Source organism: Streptomyces sp. FXJ1.172, assembly GCF_001636945.3.
Taxonomy (GTDB): domain Bacteria; phylum Actinomycetota; class Actinomycetes; order Streptomycetales; family Streptomycetaceae; genus Streptomyces.
In genome coordinates, this window is record NZ_CP119134.1 from 469,636 (window position 1) to 487,165 (window position 17,530).

At 67.2% G+C, this 17,530-nt stretch carries 15 protein-coding genes and 6 pseudogenes; 15 read left to right on the forward strand and 6 right to left on the reverse strand.

Annotated elements, in window-relative coordinates:
• Positions 1-145: 145 nt before the first annotated feature.
• From A6P39_RS43770 to A6P39_RS43785, 4 genes and pseudogenes are all read left to right on the forward strand, one after another.
• Positions 146-748 carry an RICIN domain-containing protein gene (locus tag A6P39_RS43770; protein ID WP_275884116.1) on the forward strand — a complete coding sequence of 201 codons (603 nt, stop codon included), beginning with the start codon at positions 146-148 and terminating at the stop codon, positions 746-748.
• Between the two features lie 173 nt (positions 749-921).
• Positions 922-2,067: pseudogene (locus A6P39_RS43775) on the forward strand (IS701 family transposase); the annotation flags it as partial.
• 456 nt (positions 2,068-2,523) lie between these two features.
• A pseudogene (locus A6P39_RS43780) lies at positions 2,524-2,870 on the forward strand (transposase); the annotation flags it as partial.
• 52 nt (positions 2,871-2,922) lie between these two features.
• Positions 2,923-3,420 (forward strand): annotated as a pseudogene (locus tag A6P39_RS43785) (ISAzo13-like element transposase-related protein); the annotation flags it as partial.
• A gap of 23 nt (positions 3,421-3,443) precedes the next feature.
• On the opposite strand, the gene A6P39_RS43790 reads toward A6P39_RS43785, so the two are convergent.
• Complete coding sequence (locus tag A6P39_RS43790; protein ID WP_275884117.1) at positions 3,444-4,334, reverse strand: hypothetical protein; 891 nt, start codon at positions 4,332-4,334, stop codon at positions 3,444-3,446.
• Positions 4,335-4,542: 208 nt separating this feature from the next.
• Here A6P39_RS43790 and A6P39_RS43795 point away from each other — a divergent pair, with 208 nt between their 5' ends.
• The 3 genes and pseudogenes from A6P39_RS43795 to A6P39_RS43805 all read left to right on the forward strand — a co-directional run.
• Positions 4,543-5,343 (forward strand): S1 family peptidase, encoded by an 801-nt coding sequence (locus A6P39_RS43795; protein WP_275884118.1) that lies wholly within the window; start codon positions 4,543-4,545, stop codon positions 5,341-5,343.
• 330 nt (positions 5,344-5,673) lie between these two features.
• The gene (locus tag A6P39_RS43800; protein WP_275884119.1) at positions 5,674-5,829 is read left to right on the forward strand and encodes a hypothetical protein; all 156 of its coding nucleotides are present in this window, start codon (positions 5,674-5,676) and stop codon (positions 5,827-5,829) included.
• 63 nt (positions 5,830-5,892) lie between these two features.
• Positions 5,893-6,066, forward strand: a pseudogene (locus A6P39_RS43805) (transposase domain-containing protein); the annotation flags it as partial.
• On the opposite strand, the pseudogene A6P39_RS45750 reads toward A6P39_RS43805, so the two are convergent.
• Positions 6,058-6,278 (reverse strand): annotated as a pseudogene (locus A6P39_RS45750) (transposase); the annotation flags it as partial. The pseudogenes A6P39_RS43805 and A6P39_RS45750 overlap by 9 nt on opposite strands.
• Positions 6,279-6,668: 390 nt before the next feature.
• Between A6P39_RS45750 and A6P39_RS43815 the strand changes: the two are divergent.
• Both A6P39_RS43815 and A6P39_RS43820 read left to right on the forward strand, forming a co-directional pair.
• Positions 6,669-7,109 carry a hypothetical protein gene (locus A6P39_RS43815; RefSeq protein WP_275884120.1) on the forward strand — a complete coding sequence of 147 codons (441 nt, stop codon included), beginning with the start codon at positions 6,669-6,671 and terminating at the stop codon, positions 7,107-7,109.
• A 187-nt stretch (positions 7,110-7,296) separates the two neighbouring features.
• Positions 7,297-8,358, forward strand: a complete 1,062-nt coding sequence (locus A6P39_RS43820; RefSeq protein WP_275884121.1) for a transposase — start codon at positions 7,297-7,299, stop codon at positions 8,356-8,358.
• An 85-nt stretch (positions 8,359-8,443) separates the two neighbouring features.
• On the opposite strand, the gene A6P39_RS43825 is transcribed toward A6P39_RS43820, so the two are convergent.
• Entirely contained in the window at positions 8,444-9,259 is an 816-nt protein-coding gene (locus A6P39_RS43825; protein ID WP_067045898.1) for an AraC family transcriptional regulator, read from the reverse strand.
• A 263-nt stretch (positions 9,260-9,522) separates the two neighbouring features.
• On the opposite strand from A6P39_RS43825, the pseudogene A6P39_RS43830 reads away from it, so the two are divergent.
• Positions 9,523-10,603: pseudogene (locus tag A6P39_RS43830) on the forward strand (aldo/keto reductase).
• Between the two features lie 61 nt (positions 10,604-10,664).
• Complete coding sequence (locus tag A6P39_RS43835) at positions 10,665-11,417, forward strand: SDR family NAD(P)-dependent oxidoreductase (RefSeq protein WP_067045892.1); 753 nt, start codon at positions 10,665-10,667, stop codon at positions 11,415-11,417.
• Here the strand turns inward: A6P39_RS43835 and A6P39_RS43840 are convergent, their stop codons facing one another.
• Positions 11,418-11,906: a DUF4277 domain-containing protein gene (locus A6P39_RS43840; protein ID WP_067045894.1), complete on the reverse strand. Its 489-nt coding sequence runs from the start codon at positions 11,904-11,906 to the stop codon at positions 11,418-11,420.
• Between the two features lie 248 nt (positions 11,907-12,154).
• Between A6P39_RS43840 and A6P39_RS43845 the strand changes: the two genes are divergently transcribed.
• Together A6P39_RS43845 and A6P39_RS43850 are read left to right on the forward strand one after the other, a co-directional pair.
• Positions 12,155-12,508, forward strand: a complete 354-nt coding sequence (locus tag A6P39_RS43845) for a hypothetical protein (RefSeq protein WP_275884122.1) — start codon at positions 12,155-12,157, stop codon at positions 12,506-12,508.
• Positions 12,509-12,608: 100 nt separating this feature from the next.
• Entirely contained in the window at positions 12,609-13,499 is an 891-nt protein-coding gene (locus A6P39_RS43850) for a transposase (protein WP_275884123.1), read from the forward strand.
• 142 nt (positions 13,500-13,641) lie between these two features.
• On the opposite strand, the gene A6P39_RS43855 is transcribed toward A6P39_RS43850, so the two are convergent.
• Together A6P39_RS43855 and A6P39_RS43860 are read right to left on the reverse strand one after the other, a co-directional pair.
• Positions 13,642-14,808, reverse strand: a complete 1,167-nt coding sequence (locus A6P39_RS43855; protein ID WP_275884124.1) for a NucA/NucB deoxyribonuclease domain-containing protein — start codon at positions 14,806-14,808, stop codon at positions 13,642-13,644.
• 214 nt (positions 14,809-15,022) lie between these two features.
• Positions 15,023-15,529 (reverse strand): NUDIX hydrolase, encoded by a 507-nt coding sequence (locus A6P39_RS43860; RefSeq protein WP_158916815.1) that lies wholly within the window; start codon positions 15,527-15,529, stop codon positions 15,023-15,025.
• Between the two features lie 562 nt (positions 15,530-16,091).
• Between A6P39_RS43860 and A6P39_RS43865 the strand changes: the two genes are divergently transcribed.
• Positions 16,092-16,541 (forward strand): lamin tail domain-containing protein, encoded by a 450-nt coding sequence (locus A6P39_RS43865; RefSeq protein ID WP_275884125.1) that lies wholly within the window; start codon positions 16,092-16,094, stop codon positions 16,539-16,541.
• A gap of 346 nt (positions 16,542-16,887) precedes the next feature.
• Complete coding sequence (locus tag A6P39_RS43870) at positions 16,888-17,520, forward strand: HNH endonuclease family protein (RefSeq protein ID WP_158916811.1); 633 nt, start codon at positions 16,888-16,890, stop codon at positions 17,518-17,520.
• Positions 17,521-17,530: the final 10 nt, after the last annotated feature.

Genomic DNA, 17,530 nt, shown 5'->3' on the forward strand with positions numbered 1-17,530 from the left:
TCGGCGGCACCGCCACCACCCGCGGGTCGCGGACGGCGTTGACCGGACGTTGGCATGTCACTTGCCGCCGCCGCATTGACTCAAATCGACACACTCCCAAGACTGTTGTCGTCTCGGTCGAGACACGGAGCCGTAGGGGGATGTCATGAAGGTGGCTCGGAAGCTCGGAGCGGGCGTCGCTGCGCTGGCCTCGCTGGCACTGGTGAGCCTGAGCGGGGGGACTGCGCAGGCGAGCCCGGGGAACTGGAACCTGGACACGGCGTACGCGAGCAACATGTGCCTGGACGCCGCGTACGTGGCCAACGACCCGGTCCAGAATCCGTGGCGAAACGGCGACACAGTCCAGATGTGGCACTGCAACCAGCAGGCCCAGCAGGGCTGGATCTTCCACATCCAGGGCTACCAACCGAACGGTCTCCCGATCTTCACCATCACGAACCAGCGCAGTGGCCTGTGCCTGGACATGGACATCAGCGGTGGTTCGGTCGGTGGCACGGGTTACGACTACTACGGGCACCGAGTGCAACTGTGGACGTGCAACGGGTGGGACAACCAGCTGTGGTACCAGGGGTATGGCTACGCCGGTGACTCAGTGCTCCAGGCAGGCAACGGCGCCAAAGCCGGATGCGGCTGCGACTACCTAGACGCCAAGAACTTCGGCGGGTGGACCCCTGCCGACGACGGTGACCCCGTGCTCGTCTGGGACTACATCGGCTACGACGCACCACAGAACTGGACGTGGAGCTGAGCGGACGCCGATCGTCTGCAACATGCGGGCATGACCTCGCACGCTACTTAGTACTCCAGTCGCGTTTCTCCATTTGTGCTGGTCAGCGCGTCGGTTTCGAGTCTATTTGACTGACGCCCCATCAGGGGGGCGGTGGTTCGTGACTCACCCGATCGAAGTGCGTTGAGCCGGTCATGGAGTCGGATGTCGAAGCGGGTCTGTGGGCCAGTGAGTTGGAGTCCCTGCTGCTGCGGGTGGGCAAGCGATTCGGGCGGGTAGAGCCGCGGCAACGCATGCGGGATTACGTGCGCGGCCTGCTCGGCCCGGTCGGCCGGAAGAACAGCTGGCAGCTCGCCGAGCACGCGGGCCATGCCACTCCGTACGGACTGCAGCGACTGCTGTCGTGGTGCCAGTGGGATCCGGACGAGATCCGCGACGACCTGCACAACTACGTGGCCGAGCGGCTCGGACAGCCGGACGGCGTGCTGATCGTCGACGACACCGGCTTCATCAAGAAGGGCTCCGTTTCGGCAGGGGTGCAGCGCCAATATTCGGGGACCGCCGGCCGCACCGAGAACTGCCAGATCGGCGTGTTCGCCGCCTACGCCTCAGCCAAGGGGCGGGCCCTGGTGGACCGGGAGCTGTATCTGCCCAAGTCCTGGACCGACGACCGGGAACGGTGTCGGGCAGCGAGAATCCCCGAGGACAGGCCCTTCGCGACAAAGCCCGAACTGGCGCGCGCGATGGTGCTGCGTGCGCTCGGCTCCGCGCTGCCGATCGCCTGGGTGACCGCTGATGCGGCCTACGGACAGGAACGGGGCTTTCGGCGGGTGCTGGAGGATGCCGGCGTGGGCTATGTGCTGGCCGTTCCCAAGTCGCAGCAGGTCAAGTCACCTGCGGGAAGCTGGCGCATCGACCATGTCCTGACCGGCGCACCAGACGATGCCTGGGCGCGGATCTCGTGCGGGGACGGAGCGAAGGGGCCACGGGTCTACGACTGGGCCGCAGCCAGGCTCCCCGCTGCCGACGACGAGAACGGTGAGGCACCCACGCACCACCGCTGGGTGCTGGCACGCCGCAGCCTGGCTCGCCCCGCGGAGATCGCCTACTACCTCGCCTTCGCACCACACGGGACGACCGTCGCCGAGTTGGTCCGCGTGGCCGGCTCACGCTGGGCCATCGAGGAGTGCTTCCAGGCCGCAAAGAACGAGTGCGGCCTGGATGAGTACGAGGTCCGCCGCTACGTCGGCTGGTATCGGCACATCACGCTGGCCATGCTTGCGCACTGCTTCCTGGCGGCGATGGCCGCCCACGCCTTCGAAAGGGGGGTCGCAGAAACGGTCCAGGCAGCCTCGTTCCCCTCACCGTGGCAGAAGTGCGACGGCTCCTGGATCTTGCCCATGTCCCGACAGGCAGACCGCAACCACCCCGGCGCCGGCTCCACTGGTCGCACTGGCGCCGACGACACCAAGCCGTCGCTCGGCACTGCCACTACCGGCGCCGCACGCACTTCGATCGGGTGAGTCACGAACCACCGCCCCCCTGATGGGGCGTCAGTCAAATAGACTCGAAACCGACGCGCTGACCAGCACAAATGGAGAAAGGCGACTGGAGTATTAGTACTCCAGCAGCACTTTGACGTTTTCCCTGTTCAGGGGCGGTTTGGGTGAGTGTAGTGGGCTGGTTGGCGGCCTGTGTTCTCTTTCCCGGGCCGCCCCTCGATCGTGTGCAGGCGCCGCTGATAGTGGCAGCGGCGCGGGCAGCCTCCCGGCGTGATCGACGAGCGTGCAGTTGAGATCTGGAACGACGAGCTCGAGGAACTCTTCCTGCGTACCGGCCACCGCTTCAGGCGTGTCGAGCCGCGTCGCAGGATGCGTGACTACATCCGTGGACTGCTGGGCCCGGTCGGCCGCAGAACGGCTGGCAGCTGGCCGAATACGCCGGACACCGCACACCCGACCGCCTCCAGCGGCTCCTCAACGGCGCCCGCTGGGACGCCGATGAACTCCGCGACGACCTGCAGCACTACGTGGCCGAACGGCTCGGAGAGCCCGACGGGACTCTCATCCTCGACGACACCGGCTTCCTCAAGAAAGGCACTACCTCGGCCGGCGTGCAGCGCCAGTACTCCGGCACCGCCGGGGCTTGTATTTCAATTAGTGCTTCTTCAGGCGAAGTTGGTGGGACGGTGGACCATGACCGTGCGTCCACCCGTCACCGCCTTACGGGCCAAGTTCGATCGGATCCTGCCGCATCTCGACGAGCGCCGCCGTCGGCTCTACCTGGCTAGCGAGGCCGCGGCCATCGGCCACGGCGGGATCACTCTGGTTGCTGCTGCCTCCGGGACCAGTTCCGCCACCATCGCGCGTGGCGTCACCGAGCTGGCCGGGGACCCGGTGCCGACGCGGAGGGTGAGGGCTGCGGGAGCTGGCCGCAAGCCGTTGACCGTCACCGACCCCGGCCTGCTGGCGGCTCTGGAGGCGCTGATCGAGCCGCACACCCGGGGTGATCCCGTCTCCCCGTTGCGATGGACCACCTTGTCGCTGCGGGCCCTGGCCTCGACTCTGACGTCGCAGGGCCATCCGGTCAGTGCCGCAACCGTCGGGCGCCTGCTGCACGGCCTGGGCTATAGCCTGCAGGGCACCGTCAAGACCACCGAGGGCGCCAGCCATCCGGACCGCGACGCCCAGTTCGCCCTGGCCATGAAGGACAGAGTTCAGTCGTTCCAGGTCCAGCGGATGCCGAACTGGGCCGGGCCGGTGTTCAGGGCAAGGGCGTGGGCGCACCCGGTGCTGTCCAGGGGAATCCGGCGGCTGGTGGCCGGGCCGCCGTCCGCGGGTTCGTTGAACTCCTCGCAGAGGGCTGGCAGCGCAGTGGGGTGAAAGGCCGCCTCCAAGAGGTACTCGCGGGTGAGCATCCGCAGGGTGCGGCCGCAACTGCCTTGGGTCGCGGGCTGCTGTGGCACCAGGTTGACCAGCTCATACTCCATGATCAATGTTTCACCGCAGTGCAGTGGACGGTCGAAGAGCAATTCGGCGGCGAGCATCCCGGCCGTCTCGTCCTTCACCGTGCGGCCCAAGCGGCAGTTGCGCAGCGCGCGGAGCCGGGGAATGCCGGAGCCGGGTTCGTCCTCGTAGAACAGGGTTACCCATCGGTCGGGGCCGTCCCGGTCCGCGCGCAGGATCTGCCGGTTCCACGCGCGGAGTTGAGTGCGGTCGGGCCCGTACTCGTAGCGGTCGTACTGACTGATCCGGATCAGGTACGGATCTGAGTCGACGTCCAGCCCGGACAACAGGGCGGCTACCCGGTCCGCGTGGGGTTTGAGCGCACCGATCGGCAGCATCCGTGCCTCCCGGCGGCCCCGGCCTCGGGGTCTGGGCTTTCCCAGCAGTCCGCTCAGGCCGCCGGATGGAATGCCGAGGATGTCCTCAAGGTGCGGCAGCGCGGCCAGCGATCCAGGCCGTTCCGGCCGGGTGCGGCCTGACTGCCAGGAACTGAGGGTGGCAACGCTGACGGGTGTGCCACGCTGCCGCAGCCGGTGCTGGATACGGTCCAGTGCCAGCCCGCATGCGCTGACCGCGGCCCGTAGTGCGTCCGCGAAGGGCATTGGCTCACCAGGCCCTGGCAGTAATGGGGTTGGCGCCATGGTTGGTAACCAACCCTTCCGCCACCACGTTGTCAATGACCGGCCTCGCAAGCCTAAAACCGAGAATTCCCGCGCTTCCTCGCTAGGCGGACACTCACTACCGTTGACGCGGTGGCAGCCACTGATCCGGAGAGAACTTCCACGCTCCCCATCGCTTTGGAGGCGAGGCATGAGATTCCGTACCGGGATGTGGGCTGCCCTGGTGGCACTCGGGCTGGCCCTGGCCATCACCGCGCCCGCGGCCGCCAAGACTGGGCCCCCCGCCGCCCAGCCGTCGGTCATCGGCGGCTCGGAGGCGAGCACCGAGGAATTCCCCTGGATGGTGGCGGTCTCCTACGCGCCCTCGGCCAACAACCAGTATTCTGGGATGTTCTGCGGCGGCACGCTGGTCGCCCCGCGCAAAGTAGTCACCGCCGCGCACTGCGCCAAAGGCATGAAGGCAGCCGAGTTGAAGGTGGTCACCGGCCGTACCGATCTGAAAGACCACACCAGCGGCAAGGTCCTGGACGTCGGTTCCGTATGGATCCACCCCAAGTTCTATGACGTCTGGAACGGCAATGACGTCGCCGTCCTCACCCTCACCGAGGCGGCCGACGCCCCGCCCCTGCCCCTCGGCACGCCGGACGACGACCTGTACCGGCCCGGCGCTCCCGGAACCATCCTGGGCTGGGGCCTGACCGGCGACAACGTCCCCCGCATCACACATTTGCAGAAGGGTGCTGTGGCGGTGTCCAAGGACAGCTTCTGTGATGTCGAATACCCCGACTTCGACCCGGAGATGATGGTGTGTGCTGGGTCGGACACCACCCGGCAGTGCAAGGGTGACAGTGGCGGGCCACTGGTCGTCGACGGGAAACTGGCCGGAATAGTGTCGTTCGGCCGTGAGCCCTGCACACCGGTGGAACTGCCCGGGGTCCTCGTCCGTGTCGCCACCTACGCGAGCGACATCCAGAAGCAGATCGACAACTGACCATCGATGGCCTGGCCGCCCCGTCAGCCAGCGGGACGGCCAGGCCGGCCTTCCATCAGAAGCCGTATCCGTATCGACCGTGAGGACGGCTTCGATCGAACAGGGCGCCTGGTCGGGTGATCTTGACAGGGTGGGCGCATGAGGACAGGGCCTCCGGTGCAGCACGAGGGTTGTCGAAGCCAACCCGTGTGTCGGGAGGCCCTGTTGTCACAGTTGTATGCGGTTTCGTGCACGCAGTTCCAGTCGGTACCACCGGTGTGCGATTGTCTCGCGCATCGGTTCGGGAACGTGGCTGAGGGTCCGGGCAGGGTGCGGCGGTATCCATCGGATATGACGGACGCGGAGTGGGCGGCCACCCGGCCGCTGCTGCCGGTGCCGGCCTGGCTGCGCGGCCGGGGCGGGCAGCCGGAAGGGTACGGCCACCGGGCGATGCTGGACCAATGCCACGTAGTTAAGGGCGAGTTGGCGCTGTCAAGGGCGAGGTGAGAAAGAGGAGACCTCTGCTATTCAGGGGATCGACCAAGATCTACCTGAGGAAGCAGAGGCCCTGTGGCTCAGTCTGTCACGGGCGGAACCGACGTGTTCGCGCCCGGTCATATCGGTGAGTTGACGCAGGTCATCCCACTCGAGCTGGTGGATGCGGTGCTGGACGAGACCGGGGCTCGCGAGCGACGACTGCGAAGTCTCCCCTCACGCGTCTGGGTGTACTTCGTACTCGCGCTCGGGCCGGGCCGGCTCCTCCGCCTCGCTCCCGCCCGCGTCACGGCGTCCGGGCACGGCCTGGGCCTCGCCCTTGCGGACCCACGTCCGCAGCGACCCCGCGGCGATGCCGAGGTCTGCGGCCACCGCCGCGTACGTGCGCTTGCCCGCAGCGGCGCGGTAAAGCGCGACGGCGTCTTCCGGAACTCCTCCGGGTACGGAGACTTGCGTCCCACCTGGACATCCCTCCCTGGACCAAGATCCATTGTGAGGGCGTCCACTCCAAAGGATCAGCCTCACTGCCCTTCTTCCACCGGTGGCGGCCGCACGACAGGTGACGGCTGTCCCTCAAAGACGAGCGCCAGCGCCGCAGCTTTCGTTCCGAGCCGTCCACAGGCCGTCAGGCCTTCCGGTAGCTCCTTGGGTGTACACGTACTTCACGTGGGTCCGGGCGCGCGCGTGGGTGCCACCAGCAGGAGTGCGGGGGCGGGGTCCACTGGTTGGGGCGCTGGTAGCCCTTGGTCCGGTTGCTGGATACGGAGACGGGCACCAGTTGGGGGCGATTGGGGTCCCGCTCGCTGTGGGGCTTGGGATACTGGCGAAGCGTTCGGTGCTGGGAGGGTCACGTGGGGCTTGTGGAGTCGTTTTCGGCGGTCGTGCGAGTGGAACGGCACTTGTTCGCGCTGGTCGACATTGATCCGGGCAGGGAGACGTTCTCGCGGATCCCGGCCAATATGAGGTTCTTGGCCCATGACGGCTGCGTGGTGGTTGCGTCGGATCTGGAGGACCAGAGGGCCCGGGTGCGGGTGGAGGTGTGGGACTCGCCCCCACAGGCGCCCTCCGGTGGGGTGTTCACGAGCTTGGGGGATCCGGGCAGCGTCTTCTTCGAGTCCGAGCAGATCCAGCTGGTCAGTCTGATGGAGGAGCCGCAGTCAGAGGAGCATGAGCTCCCCGGTGCTGGTCCTTTCCGGGTGCGTGTGTGGGTGAGCCCACGGGAGGAGAACCCGGAGGAGGATCTGGAGCCGTACCGTTTCTTCGAGAACTTCGTGATCCAGCTGTGGACGTGAGAGTCGGCGGTGAGGCGGGAGCACGTTGACCGCCCCACCGCCGCAGGTCACTTCACGCTCACATAGAAGGCGTCACCGTCGAGGATGCGGTCGTCGTTGTACCAGGCGCCGAGCTGGGAGCCCGCCTTCTGGTTGTCAGCCTTGGGTATTCAGTGGCTGAGGTGAGCTGAGGCTGAGTCGGTAGAAGGTGCCCCGTGACCTGCAAGGATGTGAGTGTTTAGGTCATATCCAGCGCAGGAGCAAGGTCACCTTCTGGGTGAAGGCTATCGGCTGGGACGAGCGGCTGTCGGACAAGGTCAACGGCAAGGGCATGGTCGGGCACGCGGGTGCGGCACTGCTGCGCCGCTGCGCGGACCGCACCGGGCTGACGGGCGTGCTGGGGCAGGTGCTTCCACGCGGGTCGGGAGCCGGCTGGCGCGAGCGGGGCCAGCTGGTGGTGATGCTGGCGGTCGCCATCGTGCTCGGCACGAGGAGCCTGCTGGACGCCGAGGTCCTGCTCGCGCACCAGGCCGCGCTGTTCGGGGTGCCGGCCTCGGACTCCACGATGCGCCGGGCGCTCGCGGCGATCGACGAGAAAGTCCTGGCGAAGATTGCCAAGGCCCGGGCGAGGGTCCGCCGCGATGTCTGGAGTCAGGTCGCACTGCGGCCGGGCGGATTCCCCTGGCTGAGCGTGGTCGGCAAGCGCCTGACCGGTTGGATCATCATCGACATCGACGCCACGATCATCGCCTCCGCGTCCAAGAAGGCCGGGGCCGCGGCCACCTTCAAGCGGACGTTCGGCTTCCACCCACTCGCGGCATGGTGTGCCAACACCCAAGAATGCCTGGCCATGCTGCTGCGCGAGGGCAACGCGGGAGCGAACACCGTGGCCGACCATCTGCGCCTCCTGGCTGACGTCCTGCGGCAGATCCCCGACTCCTCGGCCGCCAAGATCCTCATCCGGATCGACGGCGCCGGCGCCACCCACGACCTGCTCGACCACTGCCCGCCCCCAGCTGACTCACCGCCAGCACCCCGGCGAGAGCAGGAAGGAGCGAACACACACAACCCCGGTGCCGTGGAGCCCGGGCGCAGCCGCAGCGACACGCGAAGGCCCTGCCCTGCCCACAACCGTGCGAGACGAAAGGGGCGAATCGACAAACCGTCAGCCGATCAGAAGCTCAGACGAATCGAGGTCGATATCACCGAACTGTGCAGGAGGCCCTTCTCCTATGCGCTGGCTGCGGAGCGATCACCCGAACGAGGCTGATGCGCGCGGAAGCTCGAGCAGCAGCTGTATCCCTCGGTTGGGAAATTGCTTCTGATGCCACATCAGTTCGATGATGCTCTTCAAATCAAATCGAGACGCACACCCCCTGAAGTCTGGCCGCGTCCTGGGCGGGCGGTGCGCCGAACATGCGCTTGTATTCGCGGCTGAATTGGGACGGACTGTCGTAGCCGACGGCGTGCCCGATCGCGGCGATGTCGTGGGGGTCGGCGATGAGTTGGATGCGAGCCTTTTGGAGACGCAGTTGCTTTTGGTATTGCAGCGGGCTCATGGCTGTGACAGCGCGAAAGTGCCGGTTGAGTGAGGAAATGCTCAGCCCGACATCGGCGGCGAGGTCGTCGATGCGGATGACTTCGGCATAGTGTGCCTGGAGCCAGCGGATGGCGCGTGCCACGAGGGAATGCCTGCTGTCCGCGAGTCCGATCTGCCTCACGATGGCCGCTTGGGGGCCGGTCAGGAGGCGCCAGTGGATCTCACGCTCGATCGCCGGCGCGAGGACGCGTTGGTCGACGGGGTTGCCGACGAGCCGGAGGCGTCGGACTGCTGCGTCGATCAGATCGTCGTCGGCGTCGCTCGTGCCAATGGCTGCGCCCGTGTCTCCCCTTCCCGTGCCGGGAGCGGCCCCGGCGTCGAGCAGGAGCTGTGCGATGACCGCGGGCTTGAGCCGAAGCCCGAAGAAGAGGGCGGGCTCGGCCGCGTCGGCGCGCGTGATCTGTGAGGTCAGGGGGAGGTCGAGGGTGACCACCAGGTACTGGCCGGCACGGTAGTCGAAGATCCGCTCTCCGAGGACGGAGCGTTTCGCCCCCTGGGCAACCATGGCCAGGCACGGCTCGGTGACTGTGCCGAGTGGTTCCGTCACCCGGTCGGTGGCGAAGACCTGCACTCCGTCGAGCCGTGTCGGCGGGGCGTTGCGCGTCGCGAGCCGGGTGATCTGTGCGCAGAGTTCGTCGAGCTTGTCCACCGTCCCATTCCACCACGCGCCCACACCGGGACGGCAAACGATCCCGGCGAAGCTGAGCGGATCGTGCATTGCTCTGAGCGTATTGGCCTAGGGCTGGGACGAGGTCGGTGGTCGGATGGAGGTACTGGCGGCGGGGCCGATCCGCTCCGCCGGTTCCCGTTATCCGACACATTGGGAGTTGCACCATGGCGCTGGACTCGTACGTCACGCTCGGCCGCTCGGGGCTGAGAATCAGTCCGTTCACCCTCGGTACCATGACCTTCGGTGAGGACCATGGCTGGGGCACCAGCCCGGCGGAGTCGAAGGACATTCTCGCGGCCTATCTGGGACGCGGTGGCAATTCCATCGACACAGCCAACATCTACACCAACGGGCACTCCGAGAAGATCATCGGCGACTACATCGCCGGGAAGGGGTCGCTGCGCGACCGTGTCGTGATCGGCACCAAATTCTTCGGGAACCTCTACGCGAAGGACCCCAATGGTGGCGGGGCTACCGCAAGGGAATCGTGCAGCAGCTCGAGAACTCGCTGCGGCGCCTGCAGACGGACTACGTCGACATCTACTGGCTGCACAACTTCGATCCCGTGACGCCGGTCGAGGAGACCATGCGGACCTTGGACGATCTCGTGGCGAGCGGCAAGGTCCGCTACATCGGATTCTCCGACGTGCCGGCGTGGCGGACCGCCGAGGCTGCCACCCTCGCACAGTTCCGGGGCTGGGCTCCTATCGTCGCGCTTCAGTTGGAGTACTCCCTGCTCGAGCGCTCCTCGGAGGGGAGCTGATTCCGCTGGCCCAGGCCAAGGGCATGGGCGTGCTGCCGTGGAGTCCGCTGAAGAGCGGCTTCCTGTCCGGCAAGTACTCCAGCGCCCGTACCGGACCGGTCGACACCGCGCGCTCGGCCCTGGTGGGCACCCCGAGCCAGAGCGACTACGTCGTCATCGACGCGCTCAACGAGATCGCCGCCGAGGTCGGTGCCAGCCCGGCCGCTGTCGCCCTGAACTGGGTGAACAACCGCCCCGGCATCACCTCGACCCTGGTGGGGGCCCGCCGGCTGGCACAGCTGGAGACCAACCTCGACGCGTTCGCCGTCACCCTCACCGACGCCCAGCGCGCGACCCTCGACGAGGTCTCCGCCCCCACCTTGAACTTCCCCGCCGAGAACAACAGGACGCTCGCCGCCATGCTCGCGTTCGCCGGCGCGACGGTCGACGGCCAGGAAACCATCGTCTCGCCCCTGCTTCAGGCCAGTGCCACCCGCTACTGACCACTTGTCGCCACCCGCACGCGACGCATACGACGCGACACGACGAATGAAAGAGACGCAGATGACCCAGCAGTTCGCAGGCAAGACCGCACTGGTCACCGGCGGCGGATCCGGTATCGGTCGGGCGTCCGCCCTGGCCCTTGCCGCCGAAGGGGCGCTGGTGACGGTCGCGGGCCGCACCGCGGAGACCCTGAAGGAGACGGTGCGCCTGATCGAGGCCGCCGGCGGCTCGGCCCGCCATGTGGTGGCGGACATGACCGACGAGGCTCAGATCGAGCGTGCCGTCAAGGCCGCGACCGCGGACACCGGCCGCCTGGACATTGCCCTGAACAACGCGGGCTACGACGGCGAGTACCAGCTCACCAAGGACTACTCCACGGACATGCTCGACCACATGCTCGCCCTCAACGTGCGCGGCGTGTTCCTGTCGATGAAGTACGAGCTCCAGTACATGGTGGCGCAGGGCTCCGGCGCGATCGTCAACATGTCTTCCGGCGCGGCACTGGTGGGTGTCCCCGGGTTCTCCGGTTACACGGCTACCAAGGCCGCCGAAGTCGCCATGACCAAGAGCTCCGCCCTCGAGGTCGCACCCCAGGGCATCCGCATCAACGCCGTGTGCCCCGGCCTGGTGGAAACCCCGATGATCGCGGACATGCCAGCGGAGGACCGGAAGGCGTTCGGCGCTGCCCACCCCCTGGGCCGGATCGCCCGCCCGGAGGAGATCGCCGACGCCGTCGTCTGGCTCGCCTCCGACAAGTCCAGCTTCGTCACCGGCATCGCACTGCCCGTCGACGGCGGCTACAGCGTCCCGTAGTCACGGGCGAGACGTCGGCGGCGTATGAACCGGCCGACACTGGACGCAATGCCGCTCAGCACATTCCCAGCCGCCCGGGGTCTGCCCGACCCCGGGCGGCCGTACCCTGCGGCAAGCAGGCACTTCCCGGACATCCACGCCCAGTGGTGCTTGTGAATGTCCCACGACCGCGGCCATGGAGTCGTAGGCGCCGTGCAGGGAGATGCTGGTCATGTCCCAGTGCCAGCGCGTGGTGTCGATCCCGAACTCGGCTTTCGCCCTGGCGCCCACCGAGCCGTTGATCTGGGCCAGGTGCGGGGCGATCGCGTGCAGAGCACGGCCGATCCGGTCGTCGTTGAGGAAGTCCGGGGTGATGCCGAAGACCTCGTCCACCGCCCACTGCTCAGCCCACTTGTTCACCTTGAACATCGGCATCGGCGAGGAGAGCCGGTTGGCGATCAACGCCTCGATGACTTGTCTGTGGGTGATGTGGGTGACCTCGGTCCGCATCGGACACAGCCCATCGATGATCCCGGCGACGTCCAGACGGCGCAGGAACTGGCCTCGGGTATTGAGCCGGGCGAGTTGGTCTGACTCAGAGTTAGCGAAAGGTGCCTCGTGGCCTGCGAGGATACGAGTGTCGAAGTCGTGTCCGCGCAGAGAGCAGGTGCACCTTTCTGGTGGTGGAGCGTACCGGGTGGGGCCGGCAGCTGTCTGTGACGGCCGACGGGAGGGGGTTGGTTGGGCATGCTGGGGCGGTGCTGCTGCACCGGGTCGCGGACCGGGTCGGGCTGACCGTCGCGCTCCAGCGACTGTGGCTGGCGGGCGGGAGCGCAACCTGGCGGAACCGTGCGCATGTGCTCCTCGGCCTGGCCTCGGCGATCGTGCTCGGGGCGACGAACCTGTCCGAGGCCGAGCAGCTCCAGGCCCACCATCAGGCGATCCTCGGCCCGGCCGGGTCTGACTCGACCGCGCACCGGCTGCTGGCGGGGATGGACGAGCGGGAACTGGGGCGGATCGCCAGGGCGAGAGCCCGGGTCCGGCGGCACCTCTGGAGCCTGCTCGCACTGCGACCGGGAGGTTTCCCCTGGCTGGCGGTGGTAGGGTGCTGACCGGCTGGATCGTGATCGACATCGACGCCACGGTCATCCTGGCCTCCTCAAGAAGGAGGGCGCCGCGGCCACCTTCAAGAAGACGTTCGGCTTCCACCCCTTGGCGGCGTGGTGCGCCAACACCCAGGAATCGCTGGCCATGCTGCTCAGGCCGGGCAACGCCGGATCGAACACGGTCGCCGACCACCTTGCCGTGCTCGCGGACGCGCTTGGGCAGATCCCCGACAGCTCCCGGGCAAAGATCCTGGTCCGCGTCGACGGCGCGGGCGCCACCCACGAACTGTTGGAGCATCTGGAGAAACTGAACACCGCCCGGCGCACTGTGCGCTACCTGACCGGCTGGACCATCACCGCCGACGACGAGCAGGCCATCGCCCACCTGCCCGAGCGGGCGTGGGACGCGCTGCTCGAACAGGACGGCACACCCCACGAAAGCTACGGGGTGGCGGAGTTGACCGGGCTGAACCAGCGGTCGGGCTGGCCGGACGGGATGCGGCTGTTGGTCCGTCGGGTCAAACCGTCCGGGCGGCAGGTCAAGAAGCTGACCGCGTTCGAGAAGAAGACCGGCTGGAAGTACTCGGTCGTCGCCACGAACATCCGCCACATGTGGGGCATCGCCGGCTCCCACCAGCCGCAGTGGCTCGATGCCCTCAGCCGCTCCCACGCCACGGTCGAGGACCGCGTGCGCGGCGACAAGGCGATGGGCCTGCGCAACCTGCCGTCCAAGAAGTGGCAGGTCAACCAGGGCTGGGTGCTCGCCGCGAACATCGGCCATGACCTGGACTGCTGGGTCCGTCTCCTGGCCCTGCACGACCAGGACGATCTGGTGCGAGCCGAGCCCGACACGATGCGGTACCGGATCTACCACCTGCCCGCCCGCCTGGCCCGCCATGCCCGCCGCCGGTGGCTGCGGATCGAACGCACCTGGTCCTGGGCCCACGCGTTCACCCTGGCCTGGCAACGGCTAACCGACCTCCCGGACGTCACCTAACGCTCCGGCCACCGCCTCGACGAGGACCAGGAAGGAGTGGAACGGCAGGACACCGGCCCCGTGGAAGCCGGCGCCCCCGCAGCGTCACGCGACGGCCCGCCCTGATGACCATGGGGACATTACGGGCGAACCGCCGAGTCGATCACCCCACGAAGGCAGCTGAAGGATCGAGGTCAGTGCTTGTCAGCGCCCGCGCAGAGTAGTTCCCGCCTGCCTTGTAGGCGCCTTCCTTCGTGGTGCTGAAGGGGTATTCGTCGCAGTCCTTGCCCTGGCTGGAGTAGTTCGGCCACTGTGCCTGGCAGGCGGCACGTGCGGTCTTGCGGTTCTGGTCCCGCAATCGCTCGTCGTAGAAGACCCGGTGCAGCGGGGTGGATGACGGGGCTCCCGGTATCTTCTTGCCTGCCTTTTGGGGAACGGTTTTCTCCGGGTGGTTCTGGGCGTCCCATATGTGCTGGGCGGTCTCGTTGACGTCAGGATCGGCGCGGTTGTAGTTCATGGTGGCGCGGATGCCAGGGAAGATGCTGCCCTTCTTGAACTTCTCGTAGGGTGCGCTGTCGAACCGGACGGTGATCTTGGGTTCGGGGAGTTGTTCGTTGTGGCTGCCGTCGGAGATGAAGAAGGTGGCGGGTACGAAGTCGTACGTGTGGACCTTGTCCTTGCCGGTGCCGGAGGCCTGGTCCTCGTCGAAGATCAGCACCTCCATGCTGTCCTTCTTCCAGCTCTTGATGCTGGGGTCCTCGTTGGCCGAGCCGATCTCGCCCCTGAAACCGCCCGAGACCTGCGTGACGCCGCCGTGCTTTTCCCCCTTGTGCAGGATGGCTCCGTTCCCGCTTCCCTCGTTCCACCGGTTGACGAGGAACGTGGTCGATTCTTTGACGCTGCCCGTGGCCTGGATGTTCTCGATGTACTGGTCGAAGGCGACGGACCGCTCGTTCTGGAAGGCGTACCCGATGATCGTCTCGACGTAGGTGAGCGTCCCGACCGGCGTACCGGTGTCACGGTCCCTGCCGACGACCTGGACGGTGCCCCGACGGCACAGGGCGAAGTGGTTCTTGACCCACTGCGGCTTGCCGGCACTGTTGCCGTGCTTGACACACTCGGCATACGTGACGTCGTGGTAGTTGAAGTCGGTGCCCGGCGGCCGTCCCCCGCCGGCGCGAGCGCCCGCAGCCTCGTCCGGGCTGCCGGCCGAGACAGAACCCGCATCGTCCAGCGGCGTGTAGGTTGCCGTGTACGTGATGCGGGACGGATCCGGACCGCTGGCACCTGCCGCCGTCGCGGGCGATAACAGCACGGCAAGCGTGCTCACGACGACAGGAACAGCCCATCTGGCAGATTTCACAGATACCCCCTGAAGATGTGGTCCCCGGCAACATAAGAGGACTGCGATCTTGGAGGGGTCTACGCAGGCGAGAATGACCAGATCCGAATGACGCACTGTCCGAGCGGACGGGCATGGACGAGCAACGCGCAGACGCTCACCGCGCTCGGCGGCGTGTGCACCCCTGGTGCCCACGCTGTGATTAGGGCGTGTCCGGGCGATCTTGTAGCGCCGCAGCGACCAGCTCGTGGATGAGGAACTCCCCAGGTGCGCGGTTCTCCTTGAGCCGGGGCAGGTCTTCGGGGCCGAACCAGTCGTAGGCGGTGTGCTTGGACCATTCCAGGGCGGGGTGGTCCAGATCGCCGTCGACCTCGACGAGGTAGTCGGCCTCGTGCCGCAGCCCGTCGCCGTCGTCGCCGGTCCAGGTAGTAACGCTGAGCAGGCGCCGGACCCGGCGCAGACGCCACCCCGTCTCTTCCCGGACCTCCCGCACGATCGTGTCCAGCAGGGTCTCGCCGGACTCAACGTGGCCCCCCACGATGTCCCAGCAGTCGGGGAAGAGCCGCCGGTCGGGGCTGCGTTTCAGGGCGAAGGCACGGCCCTGCTGGTTGAGGATCACCGCGCCCACCGCCCACAGCTCGCCGTCGGCGGGGACGGGCATCTCGATGCCGCTGCTGACGACGATATCCGGGTGCTGGCCTGCTGCCATGGCCCCACTGTAGGGGCGTATCCGATCACCGTCCTGCCTGTCTTTCCATGGCGTGGAGGGGCTCGTGCCTGGGTTCCTGCTCGGGCATTCAGGCCGCGGTGCCAGTAAGGCATCCAGTAGTGCCGGGCTGACTGCCCGTGGTCGGCATCGAGAACGGGTGTTTCCCTGCTGTCCGGCACGCCACGCTTGGACATAAGTCAGGGCTTGTTACTCACTTTCGGGTGAACGCGTTCGTCGTAACGGGGTGGCGGGTGCTGGCGGATGGTTGCCTGGGGCCCGTATTTCCGTCGTTGACAGCCCGACGGGTCGTCAATCTGGTGCATTCAACGCATAGATGGTCATTGCAGTTGTGAGTAACAGGAATTTGTTTGATCAGTAATACTCTTCGCGTTTCCCTCACGGTGTGGAGGTGTCGGGTGGAGGGTGTGGGTTGTGCGGCCGACCGGCCGCCATCCGCACAACGCACCCCGCCTGGCCTGCGGCTTTGTATTGCTGTGTCCGGTCCGGGGTGTGGGCACCTTTGAAGGGGGACCTTGTGTCCGTTTCTTCTTCAGTCCGTCGTATGACCGCTGCCGGCGCGATCGCCGCTGCCGTTGTCGGTGCGGTCGCGCTGCCGGCCGCGGCTGCCCAGCAGCCGGCCCGCGCGGCCCACGCCGCGGTGTACATCAGCAGGGTCCAGTACGACTCCCCGGGGCGGGACGACCGGTCGAACCGCTCGCTGAACGCCGAGTGGGTGGATGTCACCAACAGCACCCGCAGGGCCGTGAACCTGGACCGCTGGACGCTGCGGGACGACGCCGGGCACACCTACACCTTCCGCCACGTCAGCCTCGCCCCGCGCACAACGGTCCGTGTCCACACCGGTATCGGCCGGGACACCCGCTCGGACCTCTACCAGGACCGGCGGAACTACGTGTGGAACAACAACGGTGACACTGCGACCCTGCGCACCGACCGCGGCCGTATCGACGACGCGGTCTCCTGGGGCCGTGACCGGGGCCACCGCCGCTGACGCGGAGGCCGGCGGGTAGGTGACGCCGGCCGGTGAAGCAGCGTTGTACGGGCGGGCCACCTCTGGTGCGGGGGTGGCCCGCCTCTTCGCCTGCGCATGCCCGCCTGGAGGGCCGCGGCCCGCTGCACCGGCGCGAGCGCAGCCGTCACGACTGCCGGGAGAGGCGACCGTTGGGGCTCCCTCCTCGGCCGAACGGTCCGCCCTGGTTGTCCGGGTGACGGTGACCGGGTGGTGAACGAGTGGTGGGGGAGCTGTTCGTATCCGCTCAACGCGCGTAGCGCACCGTCCGGCAGTTGCGGTTTCCTCATACAGCCATCTCCAACCCCCCACAATCATTGGAGAGTTCATGCGCCGTGCCTACTTCGGTCTGCCCGCCGCCGGCCTGCTCCTGGCCGTCGTCTTTGCCGGGCCTGCTCTCGCGGATCCTCCCGCGCCGCCGCCGGTGTCGACCGCCCGCAGCGAGCTGGCTGCGCTGACCGTTGCTACTCCGCATTCGATGAACGGCTACGCCCGGGACAAGTTCGGCATCTGGGCCTCTCAGCCCGACGGGTGCACGACCCGGCAGGAGGTGCTGGCCCGGGACGGGAAGAACGTGCAGGACAAGCCGGGCAGCTGCCAGCCGGCCTCCGGTTCCTGGTACTCGGTGTACGACAACACCACGGTCACCGATGTCACGAAGGCGACCATCGACCACATGGTCCCCCTCGCCATGGCCTGGATCTCCGGCGCCGATACCTGGACCGCTGACCAGCGCAAAGCTTTCGGGAACGACCTGAAAGACCCCCAGCTTCTGATCGCGTCGGAGTCATCGAACTCCTCGAAGGGTGACAGCGGTCCGGACGGCTGGAAGCCCGCCAACCACGGGTTCTGGTGCACGTATGCGGAGGACTACACGCACGTGAAGTCGGTATGGAAGCTGACCACGACCGCGGCGGAGAAGTCGGCACTGTCGTCAATGCTCGACACCTGCACCAACTGAGCAGACCCAC